The sequence below is a fragment of the Crossiella cryophila genome, from assembly GCF_014204915.1.
Classification (GTDB): domain Bacteria; phylum Actinomycetota; class Actinomycetes; order Mycobacteriales; family Pseudonocardiaceae; genus Crossiella; species Crossiella cryophila.
Map to the genome: position 1 here is coordinate 9,678,998 of NZ_JACHMH010000001.1, position 21,127 is coordinate 9,700,124.

21 protein-coding genes are annotated in these 21,127 nt (G+C 70.6%); 5 read left to right on the plus strand and 16 right to left on the minus strand.

Translation table 11 applies throughout. From position 1 onward, the window contains the following. Positions 1-43 precede the first annotated feature (43 nt). The 6 genes from HNR67_RS41575 to HNR67_RS41600 all read right to left on the minus strand — a co-directional run bounded on the left by HNR67_RS41575 (position 44) and on the right by HNR67_RS41600 (position 5,402). The gene (locus HNR67_RS41575) at positions 44-1,084 is read right to left on the minus strand and encodes a 3-isopropylmalate dehydrogenase (RefSeq protein ID WP_185009237.1); all 1,041 of its coding nucleotides are present in this window, start codon (positions 1,082-1,084) and stop codon (positions 44-46) included. Between the two features lie 326 nt (positions 1,085-1,410). After that, entirely contained in the window at positions 1,411-2,016 is a 606-nt protein-coding gene (locus tag HNR67_RS41580) for a DUF6461 domain-containing protein (protein ID WP_185009239.1), read from the minus strand. Positions 2,017-2,227: 211 nt separating this feature from the next. Then, complete coding sequence (gene serA, locus HNR67_RS41585; protein WP_185009241.1) at positions 2,228-3,826, minus strand: phosphoglycerate dehydrogenase; 1,599 nt, start codon at positions 3,824-3,826, stop codon at positions 2,228-2,230. 159 nt (positions 3,827-3,985) lie between these two features. Then, the gene (locus tag HNR67_RS41590; protein ID WP_221490227.1) at positions 3,986-4,279 is read right to left on the minus strand and encodes a DUF397 domain-containing protein; all 294 of its coding nucleotides are present in this window, start codon (positions 4,277-4,279) and stop codon (positions 3,986-3,988) included. Next, positions 4,276-4,485, minus strand: coding sequence for a DUF397 domain-containing protein (locus HNR67_RS41595; protein WP_185009243.1), 210 nt, complete (start codon positions 4,483-4,485; stop codon positions 4,276-4,278). The genes HNR67_RS41590 and HNR67_RS41595 overlap by 4 nt, the downstream gene beginning before the upstream one ends. Positions 4,486-4,553: 68 nt before the next feature. Further along, positions 4,554-5,402, minus strand: a complete 849-nt coding sequence (locus HNR67_RS41600) for a helix-turn-helix domain-containing protein (RefSeq protein ID WP_185009245.1) — start codon at positions 5,400-5,402, stop codon at positions 4,554-4,556. 296 nt (positions 5,403-5,698) lie between these two features. Between HNR67_RS41600 and HNR67_RS41605 the strand changes: the two genes are divergently transcribed. Then, positions 5,699-6,142: a hypothetical protein gene (locus HNR67_RS41605; RefSeq protein ID WP_185009247.1), complete on the plus strand. Its 444-nt coding sequence runs from the start codon at positions 5,699-5,701 to the stop codon at positions 6,140-6,142. Positions 6,143-6,865: 723 nt separating this feature from the next. Here HNR67_RS41605 and HNR67_RS41610 read toward each other — a convergent pair. From HNR67_RS41610 to HNR67_RS41625, 4 genes are all read right to left on the minus strand, one after another. Then, positions 6,866-7,219: a hypothetical protein gene (locus tag HNR67_RS41610; RefSeq protein WP_185009249.1), complete on the minus strand. Its 354-nt coding sequence runs from the start codon at positions 7,217-7,219 to the stop codon at positions 6,866-6,868. A gap of 243 nt (positions 7,220-7,462) precedes the next feature. Next, complete coding sequence (gene ilvC / locus HNR67_RS41615; protein ID WP_185009251.1) at positions 7,463-8,476, minus strand: ketol-acid reductoisomerase; 1,014 nt, start codon at positions 8,474-8,476, stop codon at positions 7,463-7,465. Positions 8,477-8,505: 29 nt separating this feature from the next. Continuing rightward, entirely contained in the window at positions 8,506-9,012 is a 507-nt protein-coding gene (gene ilvN, locus HNR67_RS41620) for an acetolactate synthase small subunit (RefSeq protein ID WP_185009253.1), read from the minus strand. A gap of 4 nt (positions 9,013-9,016) precedes the next feature. Continuing rightward, positions 9,017-10,843, minus strand: coding sequence for an acetolactate synthase large subunit (locus HNR67_RS41625; protein ID WP_185009255.1), 1,827 nt, complete (start codon positions 10,841-10,843; stop codon positions 9,017-9,019). Positions 10,844-11,122: 279 nt separating this feature from the next. Between HNR67_RS41625 and HNR67_RS41630 the strand changes: the two genes are divergently transcribed. Together HNR67_RS41630 and ilvD are read left to right on the plus strand one after the other, a co-directional pair. Continuing rightward, complete coding sequence (locus HNR67_RS41630; RefSeq protein WP_185009257.1) at positions 11,123-11,521, plus strand: PH domain-containing protein; 399 nt, start codon at positions 11,123-11,125, stop codon at positions 11,519-11,521. Between the two features lie 9 nt (positions 11,522-11,530). Beyond that, positions 11,531-13,375, plus strand: a complete 1,845-nt coding sequence (ilvD, locus tag HNR67_RS41635; protein WP_185009259.1) for a dihydroxy-acid dehydratase — start codon at positions 11,531-11,533, stop codon at positions 13,373-13,375. 60 nt (positions 13,376-13,435) lie between these two features. Here ilvD and HNR67_RS41640 read toward each other — a convergent pair whose 3' ends face one another. Beyond that, positions 13,436-14,074 (minus strand): DoxX family protein, encoded by a 639-nt coding sequence (locus HNR67_RS41640; protein ID WP_312989314.1) that lies wholly within the window; start codon positions 14,072-14,074, stop codon positions 13,436-13,438. A 123-nt stretch (positions 14,075-14,197) separates the two neighbouring features. Further along, on the minus strand, positions 14,198-15,022 hold the full coding sequence (locus HNR67_RS41645) for an enoyl-CoA hydratase/isomerase family protein (protein WP_185009263.1): 825 nt from the start codon (positions 15,020-15,022) through the stop codon (positions 14,198-14,200). 139 nt (positions 15,023-15,161) lie between these two features. Here HNR67_RS41645 and HNR67_RS41650 point away from each other — a divergent pair, with 139 nt between their 5' ends. Further along, positions 15,162-15,638, plus strand: a complete 477-nt coding sequence (locus HNR67_RS41650) for a winged helix-turn-helix transcriptional regulator (protein WP_185009265.1) — start codon at positions 15,162-15,164, stop codon at positions 15,636-15,638. Here the strand turns inward: HNR67_RS41650 and HNR67_RS41655 are convergent. After that, complete coding sequence (locus HNR67_RS41655; protein ID WP_185009267.1) at positions 15,632-16,555, minus strand: 2-hydroxyacid dehydrogenase; 924 nt, start codon at positions 16,553-16,555, stop codon at positions 15,632-15,634. The genes HNR67_RS41650 and HNR67_RS41655 overlap by 7 nt on opposite strands. Positions 16,556-16,646: 91 nt before the next feature. Between HNR67_RS41655 and HNR67_RS41660 the strand changes: the two genes are divergently transcribed. Continuing rightward, the gene (locus tag HNR67_RS41660; RefSeq protein ID WP_221490228.1) at positions 16,647-17,768 is read left to right on the plus strand and encodes a PQQ-dependent sugar dehydrogenase; all 1,122 of its coding nucleotides are present in this window, start codon (positions 16,647-16,649) and stop codon (positions 17,766-17,768) included. A 66-nt stretch (positions 17,769-17,834) separates the two neighbouring features. Here HNR67_RS41660 and gatB read toward each other — a convergent pair whose 3' ends face one another. The 3 genes from gatB to gatA are packed head-to-tail and all read right to left on the minus strand — an operon-like array spanning position 17,835 to position 21,125. Beyond that, complete coding sequence (gatB, locus tag HNR67_RS41665) at positions 17,835-19,346, minus strand: Asp-tRNA(Asn)/Glu-tRNA(Gln) amidotransferase subunit GatB (RefSeq protein WP_185009270.1); 1,512 nt, start codon at positions 19,344-19,346, stop codon at positions 17,835-17,837. Further along, entirely contained in the window at positions 19,336-19,605 is a 270-nt protein-coding gene (locus HNR67_RS41670) for a hypothetical protein (RefSeq protein ID WP_185009272.1), read from the minus strand. The genes gatB and HNR67_RS41670 overlap by 11 nt, the downstream gene beginning before the upstream one ends. Then, a complete protein-coding gene (gene gatA, locus HNR67_RS41675; protein ID WP_185009274.1) occupies positions 19,602-21,125 on the minus strand; it encodes an Asp-tRNA(Asn)/Glu-tRNA(Gln) amidotransferase subunit GatA in 1,524 nt (507 codons plus the stop codon). Before gatA ends, HNR67_RS41670 begins: the two co-directional genes overlap by 4 nt. Positions 21,126-21,127 lie beyond the last annotated feature (2 nt).

Genomic DNA, 21,127 nt, shown 5'->3' on the forward strand with positions numbered 1-21,127 from the left:
GATCGTCCACTTCGGACGATCGGGGCTCCTTGGACTTGTGGGATCAGGCTCCGGTGCGCTGCCCGGAACTCACCAGCGCGGCCAGCCGGTCGCCGACCGCGTAGGTCGCGCCGGGCGCCGTGTGGTCCCTGGTGGCCAGGTCGAAGGCCACCGCGGCCTCGATCCGGCGGGCGGACTCGGGCTCGCCGAGGTGGTCGAGCATGAGCGCGACGGAGAGCACCGCCGCGGTCGGGTCGGCCACGCCCTGCCCCGCGATGTCCGGGGCGGAGCCGTGCACCGGCTCGAACATGCTCGGGTTGCGCCGGGTGACGTCCATGTTGCCGCTGGCCGCCAGGCCGATGCCGCCGGTGACCGCCGCGGCCAGGTCGGTGATGATGTCGCCGAAGAGGTTGTCGGTGACGATCACGTCGAACCGGCCGGGGTCGGTGACCAGGTGGATCGTGGTGGCGTCCACGTGCTGGTAGGCCACGGAGACGTCCGGGTACTGCAGCGAGACCTCCTCGACCACCCGCGACCACAACTGGCCCGCGTAGGTCAGCACGTTGGTCTTGTGCACCAGGGTGAGGTGCTTGCGCGGCCGGTTGGAGGCCCTGGCGAAGGCATCCCGCACCACGCGCTCGACCCCGAACAGCGTGTTGATGCTGACCTCGGTGGCGATCTCGTGCGGGGTGTCCTTGCGCAGCAGGCCGCCGTTGCCGGCGTAGAGGCCCTCGGTGCCCTCGCGCACCACGACCATGTCGACCTCTGGCGAGTCGGCCAGCGGGCTGCGCACGCCGGGGTAGAGCCGCGCCGGACGCAGGTTGACGTGGTGATCAAGCTCGAAGCGCAGGCGCAGCAACAGCCCTCGTTCGAGGATGCCGCTGGGCACCGACGGGTCGCCCACCGCGCCCAGCAGGATCGCGTCGTGCTGGCGCAGCTCGCCGAGCACGGATTCAGGCAAAAGCTCCCCCGTGGCGTGCCAGCGGGCCGCACCGAGGTCGAAGCGGGTGATCTCCGCGGTCGGAAGGACCTCACCGAGCACCTTGAGCGCTTCAGCGATCACCTCGGGGCCGATCCCATCTCCTGGGATCACCGCGAGCCGCATGCACACACCTCCTGGCTAGTTGCCCCACCTACAGGGACAAACCGTTGCGCGCAGGTTACCGGCTGAGGGGCTGGAAAACGCAGTCCGGACACGCTTTCCGACCGATCTCTCCCGTACTGCGGGACACCCGATCGGGTTTCCCCCGTCAAGGGAGCCCGATTTTGGCCGTTTCGAAGGGTGGAAAGCCCGTCTCAACCGACGAAGTCCCGCCGTGGGGCGGGAGGATGGCAGCCTAACCGGGCTTCCGGGGGCGAAACCGGTCACCAGCGGGGCGTGCCCGATGTTTGCCCAAAGTCCACTCGTCTGGGTGAGTAGACGGCTCTGTCTCACTCCGGATCGCGGGCGGAGAGCACCACCGTCGGCAGCGTTCCGGAGAGCGTTTCCTGGGTCAGCCGGACCCCGGTGACCCGCTCGGCCAGCGCCAGCGCGGCCGCGTCCGGATCGGGCGCGGTCCCACCATCCGGATCGAGGCCGACCGCCAGCATCACCGGCAGCAGCGCGTCCGGCAGGCTGCCCCAGCGCAGGTACGGCACCAGCTGGTCGAAGGCGGTGCGCAGACCGCCGTCCACCGCGTGGCTGATCTGCCCGACCGCGTCCAGGTTGCGGTAGACCGAGAGCACCTCGCCGCCGGTGGAGACCACCGAGAGCACCTCGTCCAAAGTGGACTGGAACCCGTTCGGCTCCACCACCAGCACCCAGTCGCCCACCTTGGTCACCGCGGCCAGCAGCAACGACTCGGGCAGCGCGTCCTGCTGCGCCCGGTCGATCGCGTCCAGCGTCATCGGCCTGGCCGTGTCCGGATCGGCCCCGAACCGGCGCAGCACCTCGGCCTCGTCGACCCCGCGCACGAAGGCCAGCGCGAACGCCGCCCCCAGCGGCAGCTCGGCCAGCCACGCGTAGTCCCCGGCGCCGTCACCCACGCCGGAGAACATCCCGACCCCTGGAGATCCACATACGCCGAATGCTGCCACCAGAACCCGCCGGACTCCACGGTCTTCCGTCGGTCCCGCCCAGATCGACCAACGAGACGTACGACAACGGCCAACACTCCGGCGGCGGTTCGAGCGACCTCCGCGAGTGTTGGCCGTTGTCGTACGGGGTGTTGGCCGTTGTCGTACCTGGTGTTGGCCGATCTGGGTCAGGTCAGAAGGAGATGGCCTTCACGGTGCGCGCGCCAACGGTGGCGCCGATGGGCTCGAGCACGCCGGCGTCGACCGGGCGGTCCACCCGCAGCAGCATGGTGGCGTCCGCGCCGTCGCGGGTCTGGGAGATCTGCGCGGCCTCCACGTTGACCCCGGCCTCGCCGAGCAGGGTGCCGACGGTGCCCATCACGCCGGGGCGGTCCGGGTACTCCAGCAGCAGCACGTGGCCCTCGGCGCGCAGGTCGAAGCTGCGGCCGTTGACCTCGACCAGCTTCTCCACCTGGTTGCGGCCGCTGAGCGAGCCGGAGACGCTGTAGGCGGTGCCGTCCGCGCCGACCGTGCGCACGGTGACCAGGCTGCGGTGGTTGGCGCTCTCGGACTCGGTGACCACCCGCACGTCCACACCGAGGTCGGCGGCCAGCTTGGGCGCGTTGACGAAGGTGACCTGCTCGTCGACCAGGTGCGCGAACACCCCGCGCAGCGCGGCCAGCGGCAGCACCCGGACGTCCTCAGTGGACAGTTCGCCGCGCACCTCGACGGTGACCGAGACCGGGGCCTTGTTGGCGCCGAAGGCGGCCAGCACCGCGCCCAGCTTCTGGGTCAGCGGCAGGTACGGCCGGACCTCCTCGCCGACCACGCCGCCGCCCTGCACGTTCACCGCGTCCGGCACGAAGTCCCCGCGCAGCGCGAGCACCACGGACCGGGCCACGTCGGTGCCCGCGCGGTCCTGGGCCTCGCCGGTGGAGGCGCCGAGGTGCGGGGTCACCACGGCCTTGGGCAGCTCGAAGAGCGGGCTCTCGGTGCACGGCTCGGTGACGAAGACGTCGATGCCGGCGCCGCCGACCTGGCCCTCGCGGATGGCGTCGGCCAGCGCGGCCTCGTCGATCAGACCGCCGCGGGCGGCGTTGACGATCAGCACGCCCTTCTTGGTCTTGGCCAGCTGCTCCTTGCCGATCAGACCGAGGGTCTCCGGGGTCTTGGGCAGGTGGATGGAGAACGCGTCCGCGCGCTCCAGCAGCTCCTCCAGGCTGACCAGCTCGATGCCGAGCTGGGCGGCGCGGGCCGGGGCCACGTAGGGGTCGTAGGCGATCAGCGTGGTGCCGAAGGCGGCGATCCGCTGGGCGAAGAGCTGGCCGATCTTGCCGAGGCCGACCACGCCGACGGTCTTGCCGTTGAGTTCCACGCCGCCGTAGGCGCTGCGCTTCCACTGGCCGCTGCGCAGGCTGGCGTCGGCCGGGGCGATGTTGCGGGCCACCGCGAGCAGCAGCGCGACCGCGTGCTCGGCGGCGGAGACGATGTTGGAGGTGGGCGCGTTGACCACCATCACGCCGCGCGCGGTGGCGGCGGGCACCTCGACGTTGTCCAGGCCGACACCGGCCCTGGCCACGACCTTGAGCTTGCTGGTCGCGGCGAACACCTCGGCGTCGACCTTGGTCGCCGAGCGCACGAGCAGCGCGTCGGCCTCGGCCACCGCGGACAGCAGTGCGGTGCGGTCGGTGCCGTCGACGTGCCGGATCTCGACGTCGTCGCCGAGCACCTCCAGCACCGAGGGCGCGAGTTTCTCCGCGATCAGCACGACGGGGCGGTTGGGGTTGGTCACCGGTGCGCTCCTGAGAGGACGGATTGCCTTGGTCCGGGTCACCGCGTTGTGCCCCGAGCGGGAAAGCCGCAGTCTAGCTGCGGTGTTACCGGCATGTTTCAGGTGGCGGGGGCGAGCTTGGTCACCCCCGCTCCACCCGATGTTCACCGGGGCCCGGACTCACCAGGGTTCGGTGAACTCCCCATCCTTGGCCCCGGCCAGGAACGCTTCCCATTCGCTGGTGGTGAAAACCAGGATCGGCCCCTCGGGCTGCGCGCTGTTGCGCATCCCGATGTAGGTCGTCCCCGCGGAGTCGACGAAGGCGATCTCCACCTTGCCGGTGCCGTCCGGGTCCTCCTCGCCGGAGAGCCACCGCGCCCGGGAGAAGTCGAGCGTGTCCCGGATCCCGGCCTTGTCGTCATAGACCGGGACTCTGCTGTTGGGCACTGCCGTGCTGGGGTGCTGCCCAGTCACGCCCGGGACCCGTGCAGGGCCGGGGCGCTGGCGAGGAAGCCGTGCCACTGCGCGCGGGTGAAGGTCAGCGCGCCGCCCGCGCGGTTCTTGGAGTCCCGCACCGCGGCCGCCGCGGCGGGCAGCGCGACCTCGACGCAGTTGTTGCCGCCGCCGCTGTAGCTGCTGACGCGCCAGGAAAGCGATTCGGTGTTGTAGCTGGCCAACATGACTTTCTCCTTGCCGGATAACAGATGGTGCGATGGTCGAGCGCAGCGCCGGATGGCCTGCCTCCTGCTCATGCGAGTTCCTCCGCCATGGCGGCCATCAGGGCGACCGATTCCTCGGTGCCCAGCGCCGCGGCCCGGACGTGGTCGAAAACCGTGCTGTACAACCGGATCTCCTCCGGCTTCTCCAGGTAGAGCGCGCTGGTGAGGCTCTCCACGTAGACCACGGTGGGGTCCAGCGGATCGGGGAAGCCGAGCATCACGAACGGGCCGTCGGAGGCCGCGTGCCCGCCCGCGCTGAACGGGAGCACCTGGATCTCCACGTTCGGCAGCGAACTCATCTTCACCAGCCGGTCGAGCTGTTCGCGCATGACGTCGGCGTCGCCGACCCGCCGCCGCAGCGCGCCCTCGTCCAGCACGGCCCAGTACTTGGGCCCGTGGTCGGAGGAGAGCAGTCCCTGCCTGGCCATCCGGGCGGAGACCCGGCGCTCGACCTCGTTGGGCGCGGCCTTGGGCCGCACCGCGCGGAAGACCGCCAGCGCGTACCGCTCGGTCTGCAGCAGCCCCGGCACCACGAGGGACTCGAAGGTGCGGATCGAGGACGCCTCGGCCTCCATCCCGGCGAACCCGCCGGTGAGCACGTCGCCGTAGTTGTGCCACCAGCCCTTGAGTTTCGCCATCCGGGCCAGGTCGATCAGCGCGTTCTGCCGCTCGCCCTCGACGCCGTAGAGGACCAGCATGTCCCGCACATCGCGCGGGTTGACCCCGGTGCGGCCGGTCTCGATCCGGCTGACCTTGGCCGCGGAGCACTCCAGGTGTGCCGCGACCTCCTCACAGGTGAGGTTCGAGCTTTCGCGCAGTCGCCGTAACTCGGAGGCCAGCCGCCTTCTGCGCACGGTCGGGCTGTGACTGGTGGACATCTCCTGGCCTCCGGGCAAGTTCGCGAGATCGCGGCGCGTCCGTGGCGCGGTGCCGGCCGCCCGCCGTGACGCGCAGTGAGAGGGAACTCGCGCAGTGTGCCCGCCCAGGCTAGCTAGCTGCAATCGCTTGTGGTTTGCAGGACGACACTCTCACCCGATCGTGTCTTTCGCAGTATGTACGTTGCATTTCTGGGGCACCGTCTTGCACGCTAGGTACCCACGTCGTCGCTCTCCGAAATCGACGGCAGCCACGAACCGTAAGCGCTCGGTGACGCAGACTACTCAAGTTAGGGGCGGTGGAGACCGTGTGGTCGTCAGGCAGGCCCATCCTGGATGTGCACGAGCCGCCGGATCGCTGCACGACCCGCGGCCGCGAGTGCTACCGCGCGGTGGCCACCCGGCTCGCCGAGCTGGCCGAACTCGCCGCGACGCAGTCCGACCCCACCGCCCGCAACGCCCTGCTGCGCACCGTGCACGGCTGGCAGTTCCTGCTCGCCCAGCACCGCGCCGTCGGCCGGAAAAAGCGCCGACGCTGCCGCTTATGCCGCCCAGCCTGGGGCCTAGGCGGCGAATGGCCCTGCCCCACCTGGCGGATCGCCTACGTCCAGCTCTGCCTGGTCGAGGACTCCCCCACCCCTGAGCTGTCGTCCTGGCCCAGTAGCCCCCCGCCGGGCCAGGACGACATCCCCGTACAACGCGCCCGGCATCGCCTGCGGGTGGCGCCTGGCGTGGTGGCCTGAGCCCAGGCGGGCGGCTGGGCGGGCTGCCGGGTTGCCGGGCGGCGGATCGGCGCTTGACGGAAGTGGTTGCGCCAGAACGGGTTTTCCGTGGCGAGCCGGAGATCCCGAGGCAGGCCATAGCTTGCCAGGCGGGCAAAAGCTCTGAGACGGCCCGGAGGCGTGGCGAGACGAAGACTTTGTGGCGGACATGGTCGGCACGGACCATCCCTGGGTCCGTGCCGATCATGCTGTCCGGCCCCTGCCGCTGACTACGTTGCGTGATGACGCCCGCAGCGCTGCCGCCGAACGGATCAGCTTCGCTGGACACGTCGGAGCGGTCTTGTGCAGGTTGCATCAACTTGCGTTACCGATGTGCAGGACGGCGGCGTCCACTTCATCGACCATGACCGGGTTACCGCACGGGCGGTCGACGGCATCGCCAGCACACGGCACTCCACCGTGCCGCTGCCGCGCAGCCTGCTGGATGCGATGCCCACCCGGCAAGCGACCTTCGTCGCATCCCGGGTAGCCCCTACTTCCCACACCACGCAACAACACTTCCCACACAGCCCACCCCCGCGTACGACAACAGCCAACACGGCGTACAAGAACGGCCAACACGGCGTACGACTTCGGCCAACACTCCGGGTGGGTTGGGCTTTGCTCGGAGTGTTGGCCGTTCTCGTACGGGGTGTTGGCCGTTGTGGGACTGGGTGTTGGCTGTTGTGGGGTGGCGGGTGGGGGCTAGTGCAGGGCGTGGCGGGGGCGGTTGTCGGCGAAGGCCGAGTGCTGGGCCTGGACGAGCATCTGGGGGAGGCCGCGTTCCACTGCCAGGAAGCGCTGGGCGCTGTCGTAGGCGCGGCACGGCTCGAACGGCAGGCGGTGGCGGCGTTTGCCTGGCTGGCACTGCCTGCAGTGGCCGTACTCGTCCGGCTCGTGCGCGTCCAGCACGAGCTTCAACGCGGAGATGAGGCGGGGCATCTCTGCCCTGGCCAGCTCGGCCACGTCCGGGTCGTCGAGGGTGTGGATGAGGGTGAACAACTTGGCCAGGTGGGTTCGGACAGACTCGTCCAGGCCACCGGTCATGTTGCCGGTCATGGCTTTGCACGCTCCCCGCGTCGTCATGAGGCGGCGCTTCCGCCGTCTCCCTGCTGCCGGGCCGAGGTCCCAAGCCCCGCCGGCTGACTGCGGATCACTGTGAAGTCCATGCTAAATAAGCAAATTACTGATTGAAATGAACTGATCGGGTGGGATCTCGGATCACCCTCCGTAACCCCCTGAACAGCGCGAACGCCGCCCACTCTCGGGTGGACGGCGTTCGCTCTGTGCTGGTTGCAGACGTCAGGCGGTCTCGGTGATGGGGCGGTCGACCCAGGACATGAGCGCCCGGAGCTTCTTGCCGGTCTCCTCGATCGGGTGAGCTTCGCCCTCCTGCTGGAGCTTGCGGTAGTTGGCGCGGCCGTTGTCGTCCTCGGCCACCCACTCCCGGGCGAAGGTGCCGTCCTGCACCTCGGTCAGGATCTTCTTCATCTCCTCCTTGACCGCGGCGGTGATCACGCGCGGGCCACGGGTCAGGTCGCCGAACTCGGCGGTGTCGGAGATGGAGTAGCGCATGCGCGCGATGCCGCCCTCGTACATGAGGTCGACGATCAGCTTCAGCTCGTGCAGGCACTCGAAGTAGGCGACCTCGGGGGCGTAGCCCGCCTCGGTCAGCACCTCGAAGCCGGCCTGCACCAGCGCGCTGGCGCCGCCGCAGAGCACCGCCTGCTCACCGAAGAGGTCGGTCTCGGTCTCCTCGGTGAAGGTGGTCTTGATGACGCCCGCCCGGCTGCCGCCGATGGCCTTGGCGTAGGAGAGCGCGAGCGCCTGGGCGGTGCCGGTGGCGTCCTGCTCGATCGCGATCAGGCAGGGCACGCCCTTGCCGTCGACGAACTGGCGGCGGACCAGGTGGCCGGGGCCCTTCGGCGCGACCATGGCGACGTCCACATTGGACGGCGGGGTGATCAGGCCGTAGCGGATGTTGAAGCCGTGCCCGAAGAAGATCGCGTCGCCGTCGTTGAGGTTGGGCGCGATGTCCTTGGCGTAGATGTGCCGCTGCGCGGTGTCCGGCGCCAGGATCATGATCAGGTCCGCCTCGGCGGATGCCTCGGCGGGGGTGAGGACGCGCAGGCCCTCCTCCTCGGCCTTGGCCCGGGACTTGCTGGTCTCCGGCAGGCCGATGCGGACGTCCACGCCCGAGTCGCGCAGGCTCAGCGCGTGCGCGTGGCCCTGGCTGCCGTAGCCGATCACCGCGACCTTGCGCCCCTGGATCACGCTGATGTCGGCGTCGTCGTCGTAGAAGATCTCGACACTCATTGCTCTTGCTTCTCCTGTCGTGCGTTATCTCAACGGACCGCGGTCGCGGTGATGGAACGGGCGCCCCTGCCGATGGCCACCATGCCGGACTGGACCATCTCCCTGATGCCGTAGGGCTCCAGCATGCGCAGCAGGGCGTCGAGCTTGTCGGTGGTGCCGGTGGCCTCGATGGTCAGTGCCTCCGGCGAGGCGTCGACCACCTTGGCGCGGAAGAGCTGCACGGTCTCCAGCACCTGGCTGCGCACGGTGGCATCAGCCCGCACCTTGACCAGCAGCAGTTCCCGGCGCACCGAGATGGCCTGGTCCAGCTCGACGATCTTGATGACGTTCACGAGCTTGTTGAGCTGCTTGGTGACCTGCTCCAGCGGCAGCAGCTCCACGGCGACCACGATGGTCATCCGGGACACCTCGGGGTTCTCGGTCGGGCCGACCGCGAGGCTCTCGATGTTGAAGCCCCGCCGGGAGAACAGTCCGGCCACCCTGGCGAGCACACCGGGCTTGTTCTCCACCAGCACGCTCAGCGTGTGCCGAGTCATCGCCTCACACCTCGTCTTCGTCGAACAGCGGGCGGATGCCGCGCGCGGCCATGATCTCGTCGTTGCCGGTGCCCGCGGCCACCATCGGCCACACCTGCGCGTCCTTGCCCACCACGAAATCGATCACGACCGGGCGGTCGTTGATCTCCATCGCCTGCTGGATGACCGAGTCGACCTCGTCCTTGGTCTCCGCGCGCAGACCGGCGCAGCCCAGGGCCTCGCCCAGCAGCACGAAGTCCGGGATGCGGTGCTTGTGCGTGCCGAGGTCGGTGTTGGAGTAGCGCTCGGAGTAGAAGAGGTTCTGCCACTGCCGGACCATGCCCAGGTTGCCGTTGTTCATCACCGCGACCTTGATCGGGATGCCCTCGATCGCGCAGGTGGCCAGTTCCTGGTTGGTCATCTGGAAGCAGCCGTCGCCGTCGATGGCCCACACCGCGGTGTCCGGCAGGCCCGCCTTGGCGCCCATGGCCGCCGGGACGGCGAAGCCCATGGTGCCGAGGCCGCCGGAGTTGATCCAGGTGGCGGGCTTCTCGTACTTGACGAACTGGGCGGCCCACATCTGGTGCTGGCCGACGCCCGCGGTGTAGACCGCGTCCGGCCCGACCAGCGCGCCGATCCGCTCGATGCAGTACTGCGGGGACAGCGAACCGTCGGAGGGCCAGTCATAACCCAGCGGGAACGAGCCGCGGATGTCGTTGAGCATGGTCCACCAGGCGGAGATGTCCGCCCTGGTGCCGCCGTCGTACTCGGCGCGCACGGCCGGGACCAGGTCGGCGATGATGTCCTTCACATCGCCCACGATCGGCACATCGGCCTTGCGGTTCTTGGAGATCTCGGCCGGGTCGATGTCGGCGTGGATGACCTGCGCGTCCGGCGCGAAGGTGCCCAGCTGGCCGGTGACCCGGTCGTCGAAGCGCGCGCCCAGGGTGATCAGCAGGTCCGAGCGCTGCAGCGCGGCCACCGCGGCCACCGTGCCGTGCATGCCCGGCATGCCCAGGTGCGAGCGGTGCGAGTCGGGGAAGGCGCCGCGGGCCATCAGCGTGGTGACCACCGGGATGCCGGTCAGCTCGGCCAGGTCCAGCAGTTCGGCGCTGGCCCGGCCGCGGACCACGCCGCCGCCGACGTAGAGCACCGGGCGCTTGGCCGCGGCGATCAGCTTGGCCGCCTCACGCACCTGCTTGCCGTGCGGTTTGGTGGTCGGCCGGTAGCCGGGCAGCCGCATCTCCGGCGGCCAGGTGAAGGAGGTGGTGGCCTGCAGGATGTCCTTGGGCAGGTCGACCAGGACCGGGCCGGGCCTGCCGGTGCTGGCGATGTGGAATGCCTCGGCGATCGCGCGCGGGATGTCCGCGGCCTCGGTCACCAGGATGTTGTGCTTGGTGATCGGCATGGTGATGCCGCAGATGTCGGCTTCCTGGAAGGCATCCGTGCCGATGGAGGAGCGGGCCACCTGACCGGTGATCGCGACCATCGGGATGGAGTCCATGTAGGCGTCCGCGATCGGGGTGACCAGGTTGGTCGCGCCGGGGCCGGAGGTGGCCATGCACACACCAACCCGGCCGGTGGCGTGGGCGTACCCGGAGGCGGCGTGACCGGCGCCCTGCTCGTGCCGGACCAGGATGTGCCGCACCTTGGTGGAGTCCAGCAGCGGGTCGTAGGCGGGCAGGATGGCGCCGCCGGGGATGCCGAAGACGATCTCGCAGCCCACCGACTCGAGCGAACGCACGAGCGACTGCGCGCCGGTCACCCGGACCGGGGCGCCGGCAGGCGGGGTCGGTCGGGGTCTTGCCCCCTGGGACGGCGGGGGCGGCGGCGTGGGCCTCACCTGGGTCATCGGGTCTGCCTCGTGTTCGGTGTGAGCAAGCTACGGGCAACAAAAAACCCTCGTCGGCCCGGGTCGGCCATACGAGGGTTGCGCGTCGACGAGTGCTTCCTAGGCGTCGACGCGCCTGGGAAGTACGAGGAGGAAAGTCTTGCGCTGCACCCTGTCGACGCTAGTACTTGGCCGGGACAGGCGTCAACTCTGCGGGACGGTACTCCCGCATGTTGGACACGACCGAGGGACAAGGAACCTTCGACAGGGGGTGTTCACGCACGTGGGAGGATCGGTTCCGTGAGCGGACTGATTTTCCGGATCCCCACCACGGCTATGATTCCGGTGGCGTTGCTGTTCCTGTGCGCGACACCACTCGCCTTCGGCGCGCCGGGGCTCCAGGTGATCTACCTGGTGCCGATCGCACTGGTCCTGTGGGTGATCCGCACCAGGACCGTGGTCGACGCCGAACAGGTGCGCATCCGCACGATGTTCGGCGCCCGCAGCATCGCCTGGTCGGAGATCGCCTCGCTGCGACTGACCAAGCGCTCCGGCGTGAAGGCCGTGCTGGCCGACGAGTCCGAGGTCACGCTGCCCGCGGTGCGGGTGCGCGATCTGGACGCGCTGGCCCAGGCCAGTGGCGGCCGCTTCGGCGAGTCCGGCACGACCGAACCCGGCAAGACTGACGAACCCCGTTAAGGAGGAGCAGTGCCCCCGCTCCGCTCCCGCGTGACCACCCACGGCCGCAACGCGGCAGGCGCCCGTTCGCTGTGGCGCGCCACCGGTATGACCGACTCCGACTTCGGCAAGCCGATCGTGGCGATCGCCAACTCCTACACCCAGTTCGTGCCGGGCCACGTGCACCTGCGCGACCTCGGGGACATCGTGGCCGAGAAGATCGCCGAAGCCGGCGGGGTGGCCAGGGAGTTCCACACCATCGCGGTGGACGACGGCATCGCCATGGGGCACGGCGGCATGCTCTACTCGCTGCCCTCCCGCGAGCTGATCGCGGACGCGGTGGAGTACATGGTCAACGGCCACGCGGCGGACGCGCTGGTGTGCATCTCCAACTGCGACAAGATCACCCCCGGCATGCTGATGGCCGCGCTGCGGCTGAACATCCCGGTGGTCTTCGTCTCCGGCGGGCCGATGGAGGCTGGCAAAGCCGTTGTGGTGGACGGGGTCGCCCAGGCGCCGACCGACCTGATCACCGCGATCGCCGCCTCGGCCAGCCCGGACGTGGACGACGAGGGTCTGTCCATCGTGGAGCGCTCGGCCTGTCCGACCTGTGGCTCCTGTTCGGGCATGTTCACCGCCAACTCGATGAACTGCCTCACCGAGGCGCTCGGGCTGTCCCTGCCCGGCAACGGGTCCACCCTGGCCACGCACGCCGCCCGCCGGGCGCTGTTCGAGCGGGCCGGGACCACCGTGGTGGAGCTGGCCAAGCGGTACTACCAGCAGGACGACGAGTCCGCGCTGCCGCGCAACATCGCCAACCGGGCCGCCTTCGAGAACGCGATGGCGCTGGACGTGGCCATGGGTGGCTCGACCAACACGGTGCTGCACGTCCTGGCCGCCGCGCACGAGGCGGAGATCGACTTCACCATGGCCGACATCGACGCGGTCAGCCGCCGGGTGCCCTGCCTGGCCAAGGTGAGCCCGAACTCCGACTACCACATGGAGGACGTGCACCGGGCCGGTGGCATCCCGGCCATCCTGGGCGAACTGGACCGCGGCGGGCTGCTCAACCGCGCGGTGCACACGGTGCACAGCGCGAACATCGACGAGTGGCTGGGCACCTGGGACATCCGCGCCGAATCGCCATCGGCCGAGGCGGTGGAGCTGTTCCACGCCGCGCCGGGCGGGGTGCGCACCACCAAGGCGTTCTCCACCGAGAACCGCTGGTCCTCGCTGGACACCGACGCGGCTGGCGGCTGCATCCGGGACCGGGAACACGCCTACACCAAGGACGGCGGCCTGGCCGTGCTGCGCGGCAACCTGGCCGAGGACGGCGCGGTGATCAAGACCGCGGGCATCGACGAGGAGCTGTGGGTCTTCCGCGGCCCGGCTCGGGTGGTGGAGAGCCAGGAGCAGGCGGTCTCGGCGATCCTGGGCAAGCAGGTGCAGCCGGGCGAGGTCGTGGTGGTCCGGTACGAGGGCCCCTCCGGCGGGCCGGGGATGCAGGAGATGTTGCACCCCACCGCGTTCCTCAAGGGCGCCGGGCTGGGCAAGGTGTGCGCGCTGATCACCGACGGCCGCTTCTCCGGCGGCTCCTCTGGCATCTCGGTCGGGCACATCTCGCCGGAGGCTGCCGACGGCGGGCTGATCGGACTGGTCCAGGACGGGGACGAGATCGTCATCGACGTGCACCAGCGCAAGCTGGAGCTGCTGGTGGACCCGGCGGTGCTGGCCGAGCGGCGGGCCAAGATGGACGCCAGTGAGAACCCGTGGCAGCCGGTGGACCGGCAGCGCCCGGTGTCCAAGGCCCTGCGTGCCTACGCCCGGCTGGCCACCTCGGCCGCCACCGGCGCGGTCCGCGACCCCGGTAAATAAGCGCGAAACGACCGCGGGCCCGCTTCCGAGACAGGAAGCGGGCCCGCGGTCGTTCGGGTGTTAGCGGAGGACTACCAGGGTGATCACCGAGGAGCCTGCCGCGACCAGGAGGAAGAGCACGCCCCACGGGAGTGGGACGCGCGCCCAGGCGCGACCGTTGTCCAGGGATGCCCGGCCGGGGCCGATGAAGAGCAGCGCGGCGGCCAGGGCGCCGAGCACCAGGTCGAACTCGAAACCGGTGCCGGTGGAGCCGAGGAAGAAGCCGTTGTTCCACTTCAGCGTGACCACGTTGATCATCACGCCGAGCAGTCCGGCCGCGCCGAGCGGGGTCAGGAAGCCGAGCACGATCAGCGCGCCGCCGCCCAGCTCGGTGATCCCGGTGACATAGGCCAGGATCCGGGTCTGCTGGAAGCCGAAGGACTCCAGGAACTTGGCGAATCCGCTGATGCCCGGTCCGTTGAACGCGCCGAAGAGTTTCTGCGCGCCGTGCGCGATGAACGTGCCACCGAGCACCAGGCGCAGGACGAGCAGCCCGAGGTCGGCGCCACCGTTCCACGCGAAGGGCTTGCGCCGCACGGTGTCCGCACCGCCGGCCTGGTCAACGGGCAGCGCCGCCGTGGTTCCGGTGGACGTGTAGCCCGCGTCGTCGAAGTGGTGCGCGCCCCCGCTGGTGCCGGGGCCGCTGTCGTGAGTGCTCACGCCCAAGCAGGCTAGGTGATCCGGGCCACTTCGGCGACCCGGGCGGCGGGGTGGGGGTGGGGGCGGCGGCAACGGCGCTGGTCAGCGCGCCGGCCTGTGAGATCGGCCTCGCTGGGGCCGAGGTCAGTCGGCCAGCAACCCGTTGAGGTGGTGGCCGAAACGCAGCTCCAGGTCCCCCGGCTGCTGCAGGCCCTTCCGGAACAACGCCGCCACCCGCGCCTGCGTCTCCGGCCAGGCCAGCGTGGCGCCGAAGGCTCGCTGGCTCTCCAGCAGGTGCTCGTCGGCAGGCAGCGTGACCCGGTCGACCAGGCGTTTGGCCGAGGCGATCGGGCGGCGGTCGAAGGAGGCGATCCGGCAGGCGAAGGCGTCCACGAAGGAGTCGAGTTCGGCGTCGGGGATCGCGCGGTTGACGTAGCCGTACCGCTCGGCGGTCTCGGCGTCGAAGTCGTCGGCGCCGATGATGATCTCCAGCGCCCGCGCGCGGCCGACCAGGTGGGACAGCCGCTCCGCCCCGCCGCCACCGGGGATGACGCCCGCGCCGACCTCGGGCTGACCGAGCACGGCGTTCTCCCGGCTGGCGAACCGCACATCGCAGGCCAGCACGAACTCGCTGCCCACCCCTCGGGCCCGGCCGCGGATCTTGGCGATACTGAGCACCGGTGCGGCGGCCAGGCGGGTGAGGAGATCGGAGATCGCGGGCAGTCCGGACGGGCCGATCCCGCGGGCGGCCTCGACGGAGGCGCCGCTCATGTCGAAGTGGGCGAGGAAGAACTCCGGATCGGCGCTGTCGAAGACCACCACGCGCAGCTCCTCGCTGGCCTCGATGCGGTCCAGCAGCGTGCCGAGGCCCTCGATGACCGCGGTGTCGAAGACGTTGATCGGCGGGTTGTCGATGGTCACCTGCCAGTGGGCGGGCGAGATCTCCTGCACCTGGACGGCATCTGACATGGCGTTTCTCCCTGGGCACCGAATCTGACTTGCAAAACTATATCCAGAGTCTAGCGCGCGATCCGGAGCCGGTCACCAGGTGCGGCGGATGCTGAGTTGTAAACTGCTAACCAGGGGGTCGGCCGGAGGAGGCAGCACGATGGTCGAGGAAGCCTGGCGGCGGCAGGACGAGCCGGCCTGTTCGATCGAGCGCAGCCTCCAGGTGCTCGGCGAACGCTGGACGCTGCTGGTGCTGCGCGAGGTCTTCGCGGGCAGGCACCGCTTCTCCGAGATCCGCGCTTCCCTCGGCCTGGCCCCGAACCTGCTCAGCGACCGGCTGAAAACCCTGGTGGAGGCAGGCGTGCTGGAAACGCGCGGCTACCAGGAACCGGGCAGCAGGCCCCGGGAGAGCTACCACCTGACCGAGTCAGGCCGGGAGCTGCGGCTGGTCTTGGGCGCGCTGCAGCAGTGGGGGGACCGGCACCGGCCCCGTCCTGGCGGGCCGACGGTGCTGCGCCGCACCGCGGACGGGGACAAGCCGGTGCACGTGGCCTTCCACGACGACGAGGGCAACCAGGTCCCGGCCACCGACGTCGCCTTCGTCTGGAACCCGGTGGCGGCCGGGCTGGGTCAGTAGCTGCCGCGGATCAGGTTGTCCGGGTCCTGGCCCGCCGCGAACTGGGCGATCTGCCGGGCCACGATGGTGAATGCACGCTTGTGCTGACCGGCCACGCTGCCGGCCACGTGCGGGGTGAGCAGCAGGTTCGGCGCGGTCCACAGCGGATGTCCGGCAGGCAGCGGTTCCGGGTCGGTGACGTCCAGGGCGGCGCGCAGGCGGCCGCTGGTGAGTTCGGCCAGCAGCGCGTCGGTGTCCACCACCGGGCCGCGGGCGGCGTTGACGAAGATCGCGCCGTCGGCCATGCAGGCCAGGAACTTGGCGTCCACCAGGTGCCGGGTGTCCTCGGTCATCGGCACCACCACGATCACCACGTCGTACTGGCCGAGCAGGTCGGGCAGCTCGTCCTCGCCGCGCACGCCCTCCCGCGCGGTGCGGCCGACCAGGGTGACCTCGGTGTCGAACGGGGTCAGCCTGCGTTCGAGCTGATGGCCCAGGTCACCGGCGCCGACGACCAGGATCCGCTTGTCCTGGAGGGTGTCGGTCTGGTGGTAGGACCACTCCCCCGCGCGCTGGGCGGCGTCGAACTCGCGGAGGTCGCGGTAGATCGACAGCAGCGTGCCGACCACCCATTCCGCGGTGCTGCCGCCGTGCGCGCCCCGGCAGTTGGACAGCTTCACCTGCTCGGGCAAGGCGCCGATCCACGCCTCGGCGCCCGCGCTGAGCAGCTGCACCAGTTTGAGCTTGGGGAAGGTCTTCGCCAGCGGCACCAGTTTGCGCGAGGCCAGGAACGGGGGCACGAAGACCTCGGCCTCGACCGCCTCGGCCGGCATGCTGAGCTGGTCCTGCGGGTCGTAGCTGACCACCCGCACCCCGTCGATCGCGGAGACCAGCTCGGCGGCCCCCGGGTAGTCGGGCAAGAGCACTGTCAGGGTCACCTGCCGACTCTAACCCCGGGTTCACCTGCGCCCACCTACCCTGGGGACCATGCCAGCCCCGGGTTCGACGCGACGGACGTCCCTAGTCGGGATGGTGGCGCTCGCCCTGCTGGTCTCCGGCTGCGCGAGTTTCCCCGAGGTCCGCCAGGCCGACTGGACCGAGCAGCCCCGGCTGCAGCCGCAGGGCGGTCCGCCGCCAGGTGGTGGCGGTGGGAGCGGCGGCGGTGGGGGCCAGCAGCAGCGGCCGAACACCCCGGTGCCACCGCCGGACGGGTGCAAGGACTTCGACCCCGCCGTGGTGGCGACCTGCCTGGACCAGGTGGCCGCGATCGCGGTGCTGCCGGACGGGCAGTCGGCGCTGGCCGCCGAGCGGGTCAGCGGCCGGATCTTCAAGGTCCAGCCCGGCCAGGCCCCGGTCGAGTTCGCCCGCATCCCGGTGGACGGCGCCACCGGCGGCGGGCTGACCGGGCTGGCGCTCTCGCCGAGCTACGTCGAGGACGGCCTGGTCTTCGCCTACATCACCACCGGCGCGGACAACCGGGTGGTGCGCATCGCCAAGGGCGACGGCCCCAAGCCGGTGCTCACCGGCATCCCGCGCGGTCCGCGCAACAACGGCGGCGCGCTGGCCAAGGACCGCACCGGCGCGCTGCTGGTGGCCACCGGCAACGCGGGCAACGGCAACTCGGCCAACGATCCGGCCTCGCTGGCCGGCAAGGTCCTGCGGATCACCACCTCCGGCAAGCCTGCCGAGGGCAACCCGACCGCGTCCAGCGCGGTCATCGCCAACGGCCTGACCAGCCCCGGCGGCATCTGCAGCACCAGCGACCACCGCAGCACCTGGGTCACCGACCGCACCGACAAGCAGGACGTGGTCTACAAGCTCGCCATGGGCAAGCCGCTGGGCACCCCGGCCTGGACCTGGCCGGACCGCCCCGGCGTGGCGGGCTGCGCGGCCTACACCGACCGGCTCTCGGTGGCGCTGACCGCGGGCGCCGGCATGTTCAACCTGGCGCTGAGCAACACCGGGGCGTTCACCGGGCGGCCGGAGACCACGTTGAAGGGCGTCTACGGGCAGCTCGGCGGGGTCGACCTGGCGCCGGACGGCAACTCCTGGGTGGGCACGCTGAACAAGGCCGGTGGCAAGCCGGTCTCCAGTGACGACCGGGTGTTCGTGCTGCCGCCGCAGGGTGGCGGGGGCGGCGGGAACGACTGAGCGAGGCTTCGAACGACCGCTGCCCCCGGGAGAACTTCCCCGGGGGCAGCGGTGTTCTCGGGGCTGTTACTGCCCGCAGCGTTCCAGGACCAGTTCACGGACGCGCTTGGCGTCGGCCTGGCCCTTGGTGGCCTTCATGACCGCGCCGACCACGGCGCCCGCCGCGGCGACCTTGCCGGAGCGGATCTTCTCGGCCACGTCCGGCTGGGCGGCCAGTGCCTCGTCGATCGCGGTGAGCAGGGCCGAGTCGTCGGAGACCACGACCAGGCCGCGGGCCTCGACGACAGTGTCCGGGTCGCCTTCACCGGCGAGCACGCCGTCGACGACCTGGCGGGCCAGCTTGTTGGTCAGCTTGCCCTCGGCCACCAGCACGATCACCCTGGCCAGCTGGGCAGGGGTGATGGCCAGCGCGGTCAGTTCGATGCCCTGGGTGTTGGCCTGCTGGGACAGGTAGGCCACCCACCAGGAGCGGGCCTCATCCGGCGAGGCGCCCGCCTCGACGGTGGCCGCGACCAGGTCCAGCGCGCCCGCGTTGACCAGGTCGCGCAGTTCCAGGTCGGAGAGCTGCCAGTCCTGCTGGATGCGCCTGCGGCGCTGCCAGGGCAGTTCGGGCAGGGTCGCGCGGAGTTCCTCCACCCAGTCCCGGGTGGGCGCGATCGGCACCAGGTCGGGCTCCGGGAAGTACCGGTAGTCCTCGCTGGTCTCCTTGCGCCGTCCGGCCCTGGTGCTGCCGGTGGACTCGTCGAAGTGCCTGGTCTCCTGGATGACCTCGCCACCGCTGGTCAGCACCGCGGCGTGCCTGCGCATCTCGAAGTGCACGGCCCGCTCGACGCTGCGCAGCGAGTTGACGTTCTTGGTCTCCGAGCGGGTGCCCAGTTCGGTGCTGCCCTTGGGCATCAGCGAGACGTTCGCGTCGCAGCGCAGCGAGCCCTGGTCCATCCGCACGTCGGAGACGTCGAGGGCCTTGAGCAGGTCGCGCAGCGCGCTGACGTAGGCGCGGGCCACCTCGGGCGCGCGCTCACCGGTGCCGTGGATCGTCTTGGTGACGATCTCGATCAGCGGCACGCCGGCCCGGTTGTAGTCGAGCAGGGAGAACTCGGCGCCGTGGATGCGCCCGGTCGCGCCGCCGACGTGCAGCGACTTGCCGGTGTCCTCCTCCATGTGCGCGCGCTCGATCTGCACCCGGAAGATCTCGCCGTCGTCGAGCACCACGTCCAGGTAGCCGTTGAAGGCGATGGGCTCGTCGTACTGCGAGGTCTGGAAGTTCTTCGGCATGTCCGGGTAGAAGTAGTTCTTGCGCGCGAACCGGCACCACTCCGCGATCTCGCAGTTGAGCGCGAGACCGATCCGGATGGCCGACTCGACCGCCTTGCCGTTGACCACCGGCAGCGCGCCGGGCAGGCCGAGGCAGGTCGGGCAGACCTGGGTGTTGGGGTCGGCGCCGAACTGTGTCGGACAACCGCAGAACATCTTCGTGTTGGTGTGCAGCTCGACGTGCACTTCCAGCCCCAGCACCGGGTCGAAGCGCTCGACCACGTCGGAGTAGGGCAGCAGGTCTGCCGTGACGTCAGTCGTCATCGCCGTCGTCCTCCCAGTCGGACAGGATGTCCCGCTTGAGCAGCTCGGACTGGAGCACCATCGTCCCGAGCAGTTCCTCGTCGTTGATCCCGGCGGTGCGCCGGGTACACCAGGTGGGCGTGCCGCTGGCATCAAGGCACTTCACCACCGCGAGCGCCTCGATCGGCGTCCAGCCGTCGGGCAGCGGGAACAGTTCCAGTCCCCGCAGCACCTGGCCGACCGCCTGGCGGGTGTCCTCCCGCTCGCTGCGTTCGCTCACCGCACGCCCGCCGCGAGGTCCGGCACCCGGTGGATCTGCGCACCGCCCTCGGCGTCGTTGCGCGCGACCTCGTACGCCGCGGCCACCCGGTACATCCGCTCGTCGGCCAGCGCGGGGGCCATGATCTGCAGCCCGACCGGCAGCCCGTCCTCGTCGGACAGGCCGCTGGGCACGCTCATCGCCGCGTTGCCCGCCAGGTTGGCCGGGATGGTGCAGAGGTCGGCCAGGTACATCTGCATCGGGTCGGCGGTGCGCTCGCCGATGCGGAAGGCGGTGGTCGGCGTCGTCGGCGAGATCAACACGTCGACCTGCTCGAACGCGGTGGTGAAGTCCCGCGAGATGAGCGTGCGGACCTTCTGCGCCGAGCCGTAGTAGGCGTCGTAGTAGCCGGCCGAGAGCGCGTAGGTGCCCAGGATGACCCGGCGCTTGACCTCGGGGCCGAACCCGGCCTCGCGGGTCAGCGACATGACCTGCTCGGCGTCCAGCGACGGGTCGTCGCCACCGACCCGCAGGCCGTAGCGCATGGCGTCGAAGCGGGCCAGGTTGGAGGAGCACTCGCTGGGCGCGATCAGGTAGTAGGCGGGCAGCGCGTAGGTGAAGTTGGGGCAGGAGACCTCGACGACCTCCGCGCCCAGCTTCTCCAGGGTGGCCACCGCGGCCTCGAAGGAGCGCAGCACGCCCGGCTGGTAGCCGTCGCCGCTGAACTCGCTGACCACGCCGATGCGCAGGCCGGACAGGTCGCCGGTGGCGCCCTGGCGGGCGGCCGCGACCACCGGCGGCACCGGCACGTTCAGCGAGGTGGAGTCGAGCGGGTCGTGCCCGGCGATGACCTCGTGCAGCAGCGCCGCGTCCAGCACGGTGCGCGCGCACGGCCCTGCCTGGTCCAGCGAGGAGGAGAAGGCGACCAGGCCGTAGCGGGAGACGCCGCCGTAGGTGGGCTTGACGCCGACGGTGCCGGTGACCGCGCCGGGCTGGCGGATCGAGCCACCGGTGTCGGTGCCGATGGCCAGGGGGGCCTCGAAGGCGGCCAGCGCGGCGGAGGAGCCGCCGCCGGAGCCGCCGGGGATGCGGTCCAGGTCCCACGGGTTGTGCGTGGGGCCGTAGGCGGAGTTCTCGGTGGAGGAGCCCATCGCGAACTCGTCCATGTTGGTCTTGCCGAGGATGACCACGCCGGCCTCGCGCAGCCGCCGGGTGACGGTGGCGTCGTACGGCGGGATCCAGCCCTCGAGCATCTTGGAGCCGCAGGTGGTGGGCACGCCCTTGGTGGTGAGCACGTCCTTGAGCGCCAGCGGCACCCCGGCCAGCGGGGAGGCGGGGGCCTCGCCGGCGGCGATGGACTTGTCCACGGCCTCGGCGGCGGCCAGCGCACCGGCGGTGTCCACGTGCAGGAAGGCGTGCACCGCGCCGTCCACCGCGGCCACCCGGTCCAGGTGCGCCTTGGCGACCTCCACCGCGGACACTTCACGCGAGTGGATCTTCGCGGCCAGCTCGGCCGCGGTGAGCCTGGTCAGGTCAGTCATGA